The sequence below is a fragment of the Pantoea sp. X-Soil-TKNS-1279 genome (assembly GCF_059730565.1).
Genome location: NZ_AP035948.1, coordinates 2,153,087 through 2,167,056 on the forward strand (window position 1 = coordinate 2,153,087; position 13,970 = coordinate 2,167,056).

General features: G+C 54.6%; 13 protein-coding genes. 1 reads left to right on the forward strand and 12 read right to left on the reverse strand.

The genetic code is table 11. The features are described from left to right. Positions 1-37 precede the first annotated feature (37 nt). The 5 genes from kbaY to kbaZ form a co-directional block, all read right to left on the reverse strand. Positions 38-895 carry a tagatose-bisphosphate aldolase subunit KbaY gene (gene kbaY / locus AC6I8N_RS10205; protein WP_021183278.1) on the reverse strand — a complete coding sequence of 286 codons (858 nt, stop codon included), beginning with the start codon at positions 893-895 and terminating at the stop codon, positions 38-40. Continuing rightward, positions 895-2,055 (reverse strand): SIS domain-containing protein, encoded by a 1,161-nt coding sequence (locus AC6I8N_RS10210; RefSeq protein WP_021183277.1) that lies wholly within the window; start codon positions 2,053-2,055, stop codon positions 895-897. The genes kbaY and AC6I8N_RS10210 overlap by 1 nt, the downstream gene beginning before the upstream one ends. Positions 2,056-2,394: 339 nt before the next feature. Beyond that, positions 2,395-2,631, reverse strand: coding sequence for a hypothetical protein (locus AC6I8N_RS10215; RefSeq protein WP_497830649.1), 237 nt, complete (start codon positions 2,629-2,631; stop codon positions 2,395-2,397). A gap of 181 nt (positions 2,632-2,812) precedes the next feature. Beyond that, on the reverse strand, positions 2,813-3,940 hold the full coding sequence (gene nagA / locus AC6I8N_RS10220) for an N-acetylglucosamine-6-phosphate deacetylase (RefSeq protein WP_497830650.1): 1,128 nt from the start codon (positions 3,938-3,940) through the stop codon (positions 2,813-2,815). 12 nt (positions 3,941-3,952) lie between these two features. Further along, entirely contained in the window at positions 3,953-5,233 is a 1,281-nt protein-coding gene (gene kbaZ, locus AC6I8N_RS10225; protein ID WP_497828967.1) for a tagatose-bisphosphate aldolase subunit KbaZ, read from the reverse strand. A gap of 314 nt (positions 5,234-5,547) precedes the next feature. Here kbaZ and AC6I8N_RS10230 point away from each other — a divergent pair, with 314 nt between their 5' ends. Next, entirely contained in the window at positions 5,548-6,354 is an 807-nt protein-coding gene (locus tag AC6I8N_RS10230; protein WP_208725448.1) for a DeoR family transcriptional regulator, read from the forward strand. A gap of 35 nt (positions 6,355-6,389) precedes the next feature. Here AC6I8N_RS10230 and AC6I8N_RS10235 read toward each other — a convergent pair whose 3' ends face one another. From AC6I8N_RS10235 to AC6I8N_RS10265, 7 genes are all read right to left on the reverse strand, one after another. After that, complete coding sequence (locus AC6I8N_RS10235; protein WP_497828968.1) at positions 6,390-7,553, reverse strand: Gfo/Idh/MocA family protein; 1,164 nt, start codon at positions 7,551-7,553, stop codon at positions 6,390-6,392. A 16-nt stretch (positions 7,554-7,569) separates the two neighbouring features. Continuing rightward, entirely contained in the window at positions 7,570-8,340 is a 771-nt protein-coding gene (agaR, locus tag AC6I8N_RS10240) for a transcriptional repressor AgaR (RefSeq protein ID WP_497828969.1), read from the reverse strand. Continuing rightward, positions 8,337-9,254: an ROK family protein gene (locus tag AC6I8N_RS10245; protein WP_497828970.1), complete on the reverse strand. Its 918-nt coding sequence runs from the start codon at positions 9,252-9,254 to the stop codon at positions 8,337-8,339. The genes agaR and AC6I8N_RS10245 overlap by 4 nt, the downstream gene beginning before the upstream one ends. Before the next feature lie 5 nt (positions 9,255-9,259). Beyond that, on the reverse strand, positions 9,260-10,384 hold the full coding sequence (locus AC6I8N_RS10250; RefSeq protein WP_497828971.1) for an ABC transporter ATP-binding protein: 1,125 nt from the start codon (positions 10,382-10,384) through the stop codon (positions 9,260-9,262). 23 nt (positions 10,385-10,407) lie between these two features. Next, positions 10,408-11,190: a carbohydrate ABC transporter permease gene (locus AC6I8N_RS10255; RefSeq protein WP_415173561.1), complete on the reverse strand. Its 783-nt coding sequence runs from the start codon at positions 11,188-11,190 to the stop codon at positions 10,408-10,410. 98 nt (positions 11,191-11,288) lie between these two features. Next, positions 11,289-12,224 carry a carbohydrate ABC transporter permease gene (locus AC6I8N_RS10260; RefSeq protein WP_208725452.1) on the reverse strand — a complete coding sequence of 312 codons (936 nt, stop codon included), beginning with the start codon at positions 12,222-12,224 and terminating at the stop codon, positions 11,289-11,291. 81 nt (positions 12,225-12,305) lie between these two features. After that, positions 12,306-13,571, reverse strand: coding sequence for an ABC transporter substrate-binding protein (locus tag AC6I8N_RS10265; protein ID WP_497828972.1), 1,266 nt, complete (start codon positions 13,569-13,571; stop codon positions 12,306-12,308). Positions 13,572-13,970: the final 399 nt, after the last annotated feature.

Genomic DNA, 13,970 nt, shown 5'->3' on the forward strand with positions numbered 1-13,970 from the left:
GTAAAGGTTCCGGCGCGATAAATCGTGCCGGAACGCATTATTTCAATCGATCCGCAGAACCACATACCAGGATCTTATCGCGCACCACAGCCTTCATCGCGTCCATACCGACCCGCAGGTAATAACGGGGATCGTTTCCTTGCGGATTCTCGCCGAACCAGTTTTTTACCGCTCCGGCAAAGGCAATTTTCAGCTCGGTTGCCACATTGACTTTGCACACCCCCAGGCCGATGGCGCGGCGCACATAATCATCCGGCACATCGCTGGCACCGTGTAACACCAGTGGGATAGTGACGCGCTGATGGATCTTTTCCAGCCGTTCAAAGTCAATCTTCGGCGTGTGAGTATAGAGACCATGAGCGGTACCAATCGCCACCGCCAGGCTATCAACGCCGGTTTGGTTGACAAATTCCAGCGCTTCGTCGGGATCGGTCAAAAACGCGCTTTCGTCACTGACCGCCATATCATCTTCCACGCCACCCAGACGGCCCAGCTCGGCCTCAACGCTGCAATCATGACGATGGCAGAAGTTGACCACTTCGCGCGTCAGTTTAACGTTATCGGCAAACGGGACATGGCTGCCGTCAATCATCGCGCTACGCACGCCCGCGTGGACTTTGTTGCTGATGTCTGCCAGCGTTTCATGGTGGTCAAGATGCAACGCCAGTGGCAGGCCATAACTGCGCGAGTATGCCTGGCACAGGGCAAAAATCTCCTGGAAGGCGATATGTTTAAAGGTTCCCGGCGTGCCCGCCAGAATCACCGGCGATTGCATCTCTTTGCAGACATCAAGGATCGCCTGAATGGTTTCCGCGTTGTGGATATTGAACGCGGGCACGGCATAGCCATTGGCCTGAGCATCCAGCAGCAGATATTTGGTGGAGATAATGCCCATCAGCGTACCTCCGGCCAGCTATGGATCACCACGCCTTGCACCACGCGATTCACCGTCCCACTGGCAGAAGGGGTATCCGGGGTGATACCCGCTTTCAGCGATGCGGTCAGGGCAAAGATTTGCGCGTAAACCAGGAAGCAGAAGGCCAGCTCGATATCGTTAAAGGTGCGCGAGGCAGGCAGGTAGAGATGTGGGCCGGCTTCCATGACCGTTGCTGGCGTATCGCTAATCGCAACCACGCGCAGCGCAATGTTTTCCCGATGCAGTTCAGCCAGCAGATCAAGATCGTATTGGCGGGTATAGGGATGGCTGGAGACAAACACCACTACCAGGGTTTCATCATCAACCAATGATTTAGGACCATGACGGAAGCCCACCGGCGATTCGTAGAAGGCCGCCAGTTGCCCGGCAGTGAGCTCCAGCACTTTGAGGGCAGACTCGCGCGCTGCTCCCTGCAAGCCGCCGCTACCGAGATACACCACGCGCCGCCAGTTGAGATCGCCAAACGCCGACTGGCTGAAATCGCCGTGGCTGGCAATGATCGCCTCACAGCATGCCGCTACGCTGGCAAAGCTGTGGCTGTTGAACAGTTGAGGGGCAAAAATCGCCAGACAACTCAGCATCATGGTGCTGATGCTGCTGGTCATGGCAAAACCACGATCGTGAGTCTCTGCGGGCATCAGGCGCACCCGCGCGTTATCATGCTCGCAGGCGTAATGATACAGATCGCCGGTCGCGTTGCAGGTGATAATCAGGTGACGGCAATTCGCCACAAACTGATTTGCCAGTTGCACCGCAGCCACGCTTTCCGGGCTGTTGCCGGAACGGGCAAATGAAACCAGCAGCAAGGGTTGCTCAGCGTGAAAGTAATCCATCGGGTTGGTGACGAGGTCGGTGGTGGGGATGGCCACCACGTTGGCTTGTAACTGACGTGCCAGGCAAGGCGCGATAATGTCGCCGATAAAGGCGGAGGAACCCGCGCCGGTCAGAATAATTTTCCCGCCAGGTTGCGCATAGAAGGTGTTCAGCCAGTCATCCAGTTCTGCACGCTGGGTGTCGAGATGGTGCAGGGCGGTCATCCAACTGGTCGGTTGCTGGCGAATCTCTTCTTCGGTCCAGGTTTGAGTGCCCGACGTGTTGGCCGCAAGGGTTTCATTCATAACACTATCCTTAAGATTAAGCCGTGACAGAAAGTCAACCAGATGGTTTCACTACCTTTCTTTTTGCGGTGTTTTTGATATTTCAATTGATAATGCAATCTACAAGAAAGAAAGTGAAAGCACAACATGAAAAAGGAAGAAAACGAAAGGTGATAATGATTAGGATGTGCCGAAACCGCGTGATAAATCACGCCGCTACGGATCATGCGGAAGTAGCGGCGCGATTTATCGCGCAACGCCCAATGGAGAGAAAATAATTAACAGGCAGGAAAAGGATAAATAATAAATTATTATATTTAACCTGGCGATAACAATATCACCATAATAATTTCGTATTGATTAACGGGTAATGAACAATAACCAACTCATAATAGTGGCTGCCGACGTCAGAATATAGCCGATGCCTTCACCCGTCATATATCGGCGCATGGTCATATGCATATGACCCACCTGAATTTTTTCACGCTTCTCTTCGTGCGTGGCGTTGACGATGGTACGGAACGCGGCAATACCATTGGTCAGCAACAGTGAACAAAAAGCAGCAACGGCGAGGGTTAGCATGTTATGCATGGTCATGGATTTCATTAATTCTGTCAGTCAAAGCGGAAGGCTATTTTATTTCAAGCGCTCGCGGATTGCAGGTAAAAATTAACTATCAATATCATCGTCCCAAACTTCAATAAATATTTTCGCGATAAATCGCGCCGCTGCAAAGTGTTATGTCGCGGCGTGATTTATCCCGCCTTGCCGTATTCAGTCAGGCAACCGCAACGCCTTTTACCCAGAGCTGCTGTGGAATCAATTGATTATCCAGCGCCAGAATATTGGCCTGTTTTCCAGGCGCGAGGGTGCCCAACTGGTGAGACAGGCCCAGCAGACGTGCCGGATGCAGGCTTGCCATGTGAATCGCCTGTTCGCTACTGACGCCGCCATAGCTCACCATATTGCGCACCGCCGCATCCAGCGCCAGTGTACTCCCCGCCAGACCGCCCGCTGCGCTGCGCACCACGCCTGCACGCATCTCCACGTTGTGGCCGCAGATGGCGTATAACCCATCGGGCATGCCCGCGGCGCGCATGGCATCGGTTATCAGGATGATGCGGTGCGCGGCGCACTGGCAGGTGACACGCATTACCGCCGGATGGACATGATGACCATCCGCAATCAACTCCAGCCAGGCGCGGGAATCACTCAACCCGGCTCCGACCATACCAGGTTCGCGATGGTGTAAACCACTCATACCGTTGAAGCAGTGCACCAGCCCATCGGCACCGGCATCCAGCGCCGACTGCGTCTGAGCGTAACTGGCGGCACTGTGGCCCAGCATCACGCGAATACCCCGCGCTTTCAGGTGGTGAATCGCCGTCAGTGCATCAGGTTTTTCCGGGGCCAGCGCCACCATACGCAGCGTGCCTTGCGCGGCCTCGATTAACTGATCAATTTCTGCCACCGCCAGCTCGCGAAACCACTCAGGCAGATGCGCGCCACGGTTTTCGGGCGTAAACCACGGCCCCTCGAGGTAGCTGCCAAGTAACTGTGCACCCCGGGGATCATGCCGGTAACCGGCAATCCGTCGCAACGCCGCGTCAATTTCCGCCAGCGGGGCGGTGACCGTCGTCGCCAGCCATGCCCCCACACCTTCACACGCTTTGTGTCGTGCCAGGGTGGTGAGCACCGCCGGATCGTCATCCATCACATCGACGCCCGCGCCGCCGTGAACGTGGGTATCGATATACGCCGGACTTAACAGCTCGACATCGCGTCGGCTATCGCCCACGGCGATCGGCTGAATGGCGGTGATGATGCCATCAACGATATGGAGTTGCTGATCGTCGCGCCAGCCACCTTCACATAGCAACCGCCGCGCGCGAATGATCTGTTCCATCAGTGGATCTCCTTATGCTGGCTGACAGGCCTGGTGATACTGCTGCAACACATCCTGGATATGGTCGATCAGCAGGGCATGGGGCGTTGCCGCCAACTGGCCCTGGCGCACCTTGCCATACTGTAACGGCAGATATTGGCTGATCAGCGGTAACGGTAGCGCGCTATCGGCCAGATTGCGGATCAGCACCTTAAACGCCTCGGCAATCTGCACATCTGGCCAGTAATAACGCACGCGGTCTGAATAGCTGAAGCCACGAGCCAGACGGCGGGTGGCACTGTCGCCGTGATAATGGCTATGCCAGTAGTCCGGTTTGTCGAGCATCACGCCATCCAGAACAGTGCGCAGGTGAGAGCAGGCTTTAGCGCTCAGTAGTTCTTCTTCAATACCCGCCAGGGCAAACAGCGCTTCCCGCAGGGCAAACGTCAGTGCAGGACCGACTTTAAGGATGGCGAAATGGTCGATCACCAACTGCCGCAAGGCTTGCGGGGTTTGATAATCAGTGGAGTGGGCTTCAAACAACGGGCGTCCGGCGCTTTCCGCCCACTGGCACAACTGTTGGGCTTTTTGTGGCTGATAATCAATGATATGGGTATGGTCAAACTCGACGCCAGGCTGTACCACCAGGCCGATGATACGCGGCCAGAGTGCTGACAACCCGTGCTGCTCAAATGCCTGATGGTGCGCCATCAGCGTAGCCTGTGCCGCTTCCGGGGTGGTGACGGCTAATTCGGTCAACGTTTCGTGCGCGCCGCCGGGTACCGGGACTTCAGTGCCAATTACATACACCAGGTCGCGGCAGCCAAAGTGCTGCTGGCAGGTGGCTTCGGCAATCGCCGCCAGGCGGGCAGCGCGCTGTGCCACGATTGCATCGGTCAGCGGCACCGGATCATCAGCGCAGGACATGCTGCAATCCAGGTGGATCTTCTTGAACCCCGCCTGCACATAATGCGCAATCAACACCTCAGCGTGCTGCATCGCAACCTCGGCAGGCTGTTTTTGCCAGCGATTCGGGCCGAGATGATCCCCACCCAGAATCAGCTGCTCACGCGGGAACTGGCAGCTATCCGCCAGTTGCCAGAGGAAATCTCGAAAGTCAGCGGGGGTCATCCCGGTGTAACCGCCGGTCTGATCGACCTGATTGGAGGTGGCTTCAACCAAAAGCGGTTGCTGATGGTCACGGGCAAAGCACAGCGCCGCTTCCAGTACTAACGGATGGGCGGAACAGACGGAGAAGATTCCGTTCTGCTCACCCTGGCGATGACGTTCAATGATTTCAGTTAATAGTTTCACTTTAGGCTCCACAGGGTCAGATGCCACCCATTCACCTTTCATAATCTTTCGTTGTGTGCCGGGTAGCGACTTATGAAAACAAAATGAAAGCTATCAGAGGTCGTAACAGAAAGGCAAGGAAAAGATAACGCAAGGTGTGTAGGTTGTTATGGCTTACTGTTGCGCTGACAGAGGTTGCATTTCACCGAAAGAAAGGTGTTAATAGCGCAATCGAAATAAAACGAAAGACTGGATTGACTAATAGCACAATCCATAGCGGCGCGATAAATCGCGCCGCTACCAGTCTTAAAAGACCAAACTGGCAGGTAAACTCAATGCAGCATTCCGATAACCCAATGGAAAAAAGCGTGGCGGCCACCAGCGAGCGTCGCGAGCAGATCATTCAGAAATTACGCCAGCATGGCAGTGTGCAGGTGAATGACCTCGCCACCCTATACGGTGTTTCGACCGTGACCATCCGTAACGATCTGGCATTTCTGGAGAAGCAGGGCATCGCGGTGCGGGTGTATGGCGGTGCGCTGATCTGCGATAACGGCACGGCGGCGGAACCTTCGGTCAAAGATAAAAGCGCGCTTAATGTGTCGGCGAAACGCAGCATCGCCAGCGTTGCCGCTGAGCTGATTAAACCGGGCCACCGGGTGATCCTCGATTCCGGCACCACCACCTTCGAGATTGCGCGTCATATGCGTCAGCATCAGGATGTGATCGCCATGACCAATGGTATGAACGTCGCCAATGCGCTGGTTGAAGCGGAAGGGGTCGAGGTGCTGATGACCGGCGGCCATTTGCGTCGCCAGTCGCTGTCCTTCTATGGCGACCAGGCCGATCAATCGTTGCAGAATTACCATTTTGATCTGCTGTTCCTTGGCGTGGATGCCATCGACCTGGAGCGCGGCATCAGTACCCACAATGAAGACGAAGCGCGTCTGAACCGCCGCATGTGTGAAGTGGCAGAACGCATCATCGTGGTGACGGATTCCAGCAAATTTAACCGCTCCAGCCTGCACAAAATCATTGATACCCAACGCATCCACATGATCATCACTGACGACAGCATTCCGCAAAACAGCCTCGAAGGGCTGCGCAAAGCGGGGATTGATGTAGTGCTGGTCAGCCAGTAAATTGCGCGCGGGCATGGATCTGCCCGCGTCACGACTCAGGCTGGCTGCGGTGCAGTCAGCAAACGATCGAGTTTTTCCCACACCGGTGCCAGGTCCACCAACTTACGCTGTTCGCGTGCTTCATCCATCGCCAGTGCCAGAATCCCCGCTTCGATCGCATCCTGCGGCGACACCGGCAGCGGGCCGCCCCGCAGCACATGATCCATCACTTCCTGCGCCATCTGTTCATCGGCCCCATAATGTTGCGACAATGCGGTGCGTGTGGCATAGGTGTTGTCGACGGTTTTCTTGCCGCTCATCACATCGTGCACCCACAGGAAGCCGCGAATAAAATCGCCCTCAGCCTGACCGCGTGAACCCATGATACAGAAGCGGCGGAACTGGTCCGGCGCGTTGAGATTGGTGTGGAAATTCAGCGCGACGCCGTTGGCGTATTCCACAATCGCAACCTGGTGGTCGACAATGTCACCATCGCTGTCGAACACCTTGTCATCACCCAGCCAACCCGAGGGTTTTTGGTGAAACAACGCCATATCGTCCACCCCTTGCTGACGCGGATCGTTTTCCGGCACAAAGTTGCGGCGACCACCGAAGCTGGCGACGCGCATCGGGCGCGAACCGATCAGGCTGTTGTACAGATCGAGGTCGTGGCAGCATTTCTCCAGCATAAAACTGCCGGAGTAGCGCGAGTAGCGTCGCCAGTCACGCATAAAAAACGCGCCGTGGTACGGATAGATATGTTCCGACGCTTCCACCGAGACGATATTGCCTAACGCCCCTGACTGACGGGCCTGCATCACATCGCGATACATGGGGGCATAGCGCAGCACCAGGCCGATCAACAACTGCTCCTGACCATACCGGGCCAGCAGCTCCGCCAGTTGGTAGCTTTGCTCCATGCTGGCGACCACCGGTTTTTCGCAGAACACCTTCACACCTGCCGCCAGCCCGATACGGATATGCTCAAGATGCAGATGGTTGGGGGAGCCAATCATCAGCAGGTCAAGCTGTTGCGCCGCCAGCAAGGCTTCGGGTGTGTCATAAGCAACACCGGCATCAATGCCATGTTGTTGCAACGTTGCCAGCCCGGCAGGAGCCAGGTCGACATAGCCGACGATGGTGAAGTCTGGCGACAGGCTGCTGAACACATGCCCGAGGTAGCCGAGACGAAATCCTAATCCAATAATGCCCACTTTCATGACGTTCTCCCGCGTTTTAGCGATCGGCGATAATGATGTCGACGCCCATTTTCTCCAGGGCGCGCACGTATTGTTCGGATATGGCGCTGTCAGTGACCAGCCGGTGAATGCGTTCCACTTCGCGGATCAGACAGAAACTGGTACGGCCAAACTTGCTGGAGTCGGCTACGGCGATGATTTCACGCGAGACATCGCACATCGCCCGGTTAATCTGCGCTTCGCCCAACTGTGGCGTGGTGATACCGGCGGCGAGGTCAAAGCCATCGACACCGAGAAACAGTTTGTCGAAACGGTACTGACGGATATGTTGCTCGGCGGTGGGGCCATCAATTGACCATGAGGCGCTGCGCACGTTGCCACCCAGCACCATCAGATGGATGTTCTCGCGGCTGGCCAGTTCATAAGCAATGTTGATGGCATTGGTCATCACTACCAGCTCCTTTTTGCTCTCCAGATGCTTGGTCATCAGACTGGTGGTGGAGCCGGAATCGATAATCACCGCCTCTCCATCGTTGATCAGGGCGGCGGCGGCTTTAGCGATAGCGAATTTGACGTCGCGATTGATTTTGCCTTTGTCTTCCAGCGGGCGATCAAAGACAAACTGGCGATTGAGCTGCGCGCCGCCATAGCCGCGAATGGCGCAGCCACTTTTCTCCAGCCAGCGCAAATCGTTGCGGATGGTGACGGAACTGACGTTGTACAGGGTGCTGAGATCTTCCACCCGTACCACACCTTCGCGCCTCAACTGCTCAATAATCGATTCACGACGTTGCTCGGTATTGATCATAGGGACTCTCTTTCAGCATCGTTGAGGAGGGCAGCACCGCGTACGCCGCTGCTGTCACCAAAAACCGGGGCCAGAATCGCCGCCGGAGGACAGATGGCAAATAAATTTCCGCGCATCGCTTCCGGCAGCAACGGGTAGATTTCAGGAATATTCGACAAACCGCCGCCCAGCACAAAGGCATCAATATCCAGCAGCATTTGTAACCCTGCCAGCGCACTGGCAAGCACGGCGATAAAGCGCTGGAATATCTGCTGCGCCAGCGCATCACCGTCACGATAGCTGTGCATCAGTTCCGGCAGGTTGCTGGCCGGATGACCAAAGTGCTGACTCAGCGCCAGCAGGCCGCGACCGGAGACATAGCGCTCGTAACAATCGGTCAGGCCGCAGTTGCAACTGAACGAGGGCAGTGCGTAACGTCGGAACAACTGCGCGGGCACCGGCAAATGCCCCCACTCACCGGCCAGGCCGTGTTTACCGCGGAACAAATGCTTATCCACCACCAGACCGCCACCGGCGCCGGTGCCAATAATCGCGCCAAACACCACCGCATAATCCTGCGTCTGCGGCGAATGCGCCTCTGACAGGGCAAAGCAGTGGCAGTCATTGGCGATCGCCACGGGGCGGTTGAGCAGCGTCTCGATATCGCGTTTCAGGTTGCGTCCGGTAAGACAGGGAACGTTGGCCGCCAGTTGCTGCCGGGTATGCGGGTCAGTGATACCCGGCAAACCGATCCCCACTTTCCCTTTTCCTCCAAATTGCTGATCCGCCTCCTGTGTGAGCTTCACCAGGCAATGCAGAAAGGCGGAGTAATCCTCGCCAGGGGTCGGCACCCGTTGGCGAAATAGCGGTTGCATGTTGTCATCAAAGGCGGCGATTTCAATTTTGGTGCCGCCGATATCAAAGCCGTAGCGCATCGGTGTTATCTCGCCATCGGGCGGAGCACGCGCCCGTGATTGATATCAAACAAATGCGCGTGATCCAGCGCCAGGTGCAGGCCGATACGCTCACCGGGTTGCAGCGACCAGCCGGGCGAGGAGGGGAAGCGCGCGACAAAGTGACGACCTGCGACATCGCAATGAACGATCTCCTCATTCCCCATATGTTCCAGCGTCTGCACCGTTGCGGGCAGCGCGGCGGGGGCATCTGCCGTGGTGATTGCCACATGTTCCGGGCGAATACCGAGGCAAATCTGTTCCTCGTTATAGCCGTTAAGACGCTCGGCGACGCTGGCTGGCAGCGGTAAATGTCCGGCATCGCCAAAGGAGAGCGTTAACGCATCCGCGTTACGCATAATAGTTACATCATGCAGGTTCATAGCCGGGCTGCCGATAAACGCGGCCACGAATTTGTTTGCTGGCTGATGATAGAGGGTCACCGGCTTATCAACCTGCTGAATCACCCCGCGATCCAGGACGCAGATACGGTCGCCCATCGTCATCGCTTCCACCTGATCGTGCGTAACGTAAATCATGGTAGAGGGAAGTCCTTCCGCTTTCAGTTGCTGATGCAGATTGATCAGTTGCAGGCGCATCGAGACGCGCAGTTTGGCATCGAGGTTGGAAAGCGGTTCATCAAATAAAAACACGCGGGGGCGGCGTACGATGGCGCGGCCCAGCGCGACACGTTGGCACTGGCCGCCAGATAACTGGCCCGGTTTACGTTCCAGCAGGTGACTGATCTCCAGATTTTCTGCCGCTTCACGCACCCGGCGATCGATCTCATCACGCGGCATTTTGCCTTGCAGGCTAAACGCCATGTTTTTGTACACCGTCATATGGGGGTAGAGCGCGTAGTTCTGGAACACCATCGCCACTTCGCGGTCCTTGGGTAATACCTGATTTACGCACCGGTTCTGGATCACGATCTCGCCTTCGCTGACGCTTTCCAGTCCGGCAATCATGCGCAGTAGCGTCGATTTGGCGCAGCCTGATGGCCCGACAAACACCATAAATTCGCCTTCCTGAATCGACAGCTCAATACCGTGCAGCGCCTGGAAGCCGTTAGGATAAATTTTCTTCACATCATGTAATTGAATACCAGACATAGCTGCTTCCTCTGAGTGGTGAATTAGCCTTTCACACCGGCGCTGGCAATGCCCTGGATGAAATAGCGTTGGAAAAAGATGAATAAAATCAACATCGGTAATACTGCCATCAGTGCACCTGCCATCAACATTGGATAGGGCACACCGGCACGGCTGGCAAGGGACGCCAGGCCAACGGGTAACGTGAGTTTATTGACGCTGGTATTGACGATCAGTGGCCACATCAGGTTATTCCACGCCCACAGACCATTGATGATGGTGCAGGCAATCAAACCCGGACGAATCAACGGCAACAAAATGCGCCAGAAAATGGTGAAGTGGTTGTAGCCGTCAAGTAACGCCGCCTCTTCCAACTCGCGCGGTACGCCAAGGAAGAACTGCCGCAGCAGAAAGGTGGCGTAGATACTGAAAATGCCAGGCAGGATCAGACCGCTCAGGGTGTTCACCAGGCCGAGCTTTTGCACAATCAGAAACTGTGGGATCAGAAAGGCTTGTGCTGGCACCATCAGAATCGAGACGCACAACATAAACACCGTATCGCGCCCGCGAAAGGTCAGGCGCGAAAAGCCGTAGGCGGCCATAGCAGCAATCAACATTTGCAGCGTGACGGTAAAGAAGGTGTAGAGAAACGAGTTGATATAAAAGGTGGTGAACGGAATCTCGGTCAAAATGCGGTGATAAGCCTGCATCGAGGGATGGGCAGGCAGGATCGCCATAGGAATCTGAATGCTTTCCGGCTGCGTTTTCAATGAGGTCAGCAGCATCCAGATAAAGGGTACCAGCGAAATCAGGCTGGCGAGCGTCATCAGGGCATAGACGGTCAGGCGGCGCAATTTTTCCTGATGTTGACGGCGGAACCACGCCAGTTCTTCGGATTGGGGTAACGTGCTCATGACTGGCTTCCTCAGGTCACTTTAATTTTTTTGCCAATAAACATCTGAACCAGGCTAATCACCAGGGTCACGACAAACAGCACCACGGCAATCGCTGAGGCATAGCCTTTTTCCTGTAAATAAAACGCGTATTTGTAGAACAGGAAGGTCACGGTCATGGCATCGCTTTCAATCATCGAGCGGTCGAACATGAGAAAGATGACGTCGAAGATTTGCAGCACTTCGATAAAACTCATAATCGAGACGAAAAACAGCGTGGGTAGCATCAGCGGCAGCGTAATAAAGAAGAAGCGGCGTAAGGTGCCAATGCCATCAATATCGGCGGCTTCATAGACCTGACGGGGAATATTCTGTAAACCGGCCAGCAGGATAATGATTTTTAGCGCCAGTGATGACCAGATGATAATAATCGACACACTAAGATGAACCACTTTGGGGTCGGACAGCCAGTCAACTGAGGGCAGGCCAATAAATCCCAGCAGATGATTCACCAGACCAAAATCACCGTTGAACAACCATTGCCACACCATCGCCACCGCCGCAGGCATGGTGATGGCGGGCAGAAACAGCAGGGTGCGGAACAGCGTCTTGCCGCGAATGGGTTGATTCAGGCCAATCGCCAGCAGCAGCGAGAGCGCCAGACTGACGGGCACGCACACCACCACATAGAACAGGGTATTGAAGGCAGCAGTATAAAAATCATCATCGCTGAACAGATCACGATAATTATCCAGACTGACTTCAGTCCAGTTCATAAACTGGTTGAGGTCGGTAAAGCTGTAAAATAGCGTCTGGAGAAAAGGGATGAAATAAAATACCAGCAGGCCGATAACCAGCGGAGCGATCATTATCCAGCCCCAGAAACGCTCGGCTCGTTCCAGACTACTGACATTTTTTACCGTTTTAACCGCAGGAAGATTTACGGTGACGGGAGAGATATTTTCCATCTTTATCGGCTCGGTAGCGGCGCGATTTAACGCGCAGGTTGTCGTAACGGCGCGATAAATCGCACCGTTACGGATTGCGTCTTACTTTTCCATCACCCGGCTAATTTTCTTCACCGATTTATCCATCTCTTCTTTGGCATCCGCACCCATAAAGATTTTCTTCAGGCTGCTGATCCACATGTTTTGCCACTTCGGTGTATTGGTGCCTGCCGTCGGGTAAGCGGTGGCGTGGTCCAGCGCAGTGAGATAGGCGGTAACATCGACCTGCTTAATATTGGCGGCCCAGGCAGGCATCGCCTGTTTGTTGGCGGGGATCACCGCGGCGGCGAGTTCCTCCTGTGAGGATTTCTGCGCCATAAAGGAGACATAACGCCAGGCGGCATCTTTATGCTTGCCGTTGGCATACAGGGCGAAGCCGAGGCTGTGCGCCACACCCGCTTCTTTATCGATGCGTGGCATTTCGATCACGCCGATATGATCATTAATCTGTGGGTTGCTGGCGAATGGGGCCGCCTGCCAGGAACCGGCGTACACCATTGCCGCGCGGTTGGAGGTAAACACCGAGTCGGTTTTCAGCTCGCTCATCTGGTTGGCAGTCGGCAGCAGGCCGCTTTTCATCATTTGCTGCAACTGTTGGTAAACCCAAATGGCGTTATCGCTGGCGATATCCGTCGGTTGGCCATTGGTCGGAACAATATGGACACCTTTCTGATACAGCAGGTTCAGGTAGCTTTCCTGACCGTCATTGCTCAGGTCCATATACAGCGGGAAAGCATCGCCCTTCAGTTTGGCTTTCAGCGCGGTGGCGGTGCTTTTCAGATCATCCCAGGTCCAGCCTTTTTTCGGATAGCTGACGCCAGCCTGATCAAACAGTTTTTTGTTGTACCAGACAGCGATGGCATCCACATCACGCGGAATCGCCAGTTGGTTGCCGTCAAACTGATAGGCTTTCACCGAACTGGCAACGATGTTGTTAAGATCGACCGATTTATCGTTCAGGTAGCCGTTCAGCGGGGCCAGGACGTGGTTCTGCGCATACTGGATAAAGTAGGGCATGTTGACCCAAAAGATGTCCGGTGCGACGCCCCCTGCGACGGCAGAGTCCAGTTTGACGAAATACTGAGATGCAGGCACCACTTCAATATCAATATTGATATCCGGGTTGGCCTTCTCAAATGATTGCGCAATTTTTTCTTCCGCAGGAAGTTGATTACGATCCCATATTGCATAACGTAAGGTTATTTTATCTGCGGCGTGGCTGAGTGCAGGAATTAAAAGTGCGACAGCTAATGCAATTCCGGAAATTACTGGTCTGGCGTGAGACTTATTGTTTTTAGCAGACAGCATGACACAACCCTCATCAATAAGAAGTATTTCGCTGGAAAGACCCGGTGTGGATAAATGATTTTGTAAACCATCCGTAATCTGGCTGTCAACAACGAAAAAGTGTAAGCACAACCCATGATTTTCCTTTCGATCTTTCGAAATCGAAAGGTTTTTTGCGGGTTTACAGCACTGTTTTCGTAACAGAAAGAACGAATCGAAAGCCCTGGCGAGGGCTAATGATCTAATTAGCAAGGCTTTTTTTTGACGCTGTTAAGAGGTTTTACCGGAGGTTGATAATTGTAATTAAAACCAGGCTGACGCCTTTATTTCCGCGCTGCTTTCGCTATCGGCAGGAAAATATTATGTTTTGCGAGCTGCGTCATCTTATTTTCTTATTACCTTTTTTTTCTATTTTTTCTT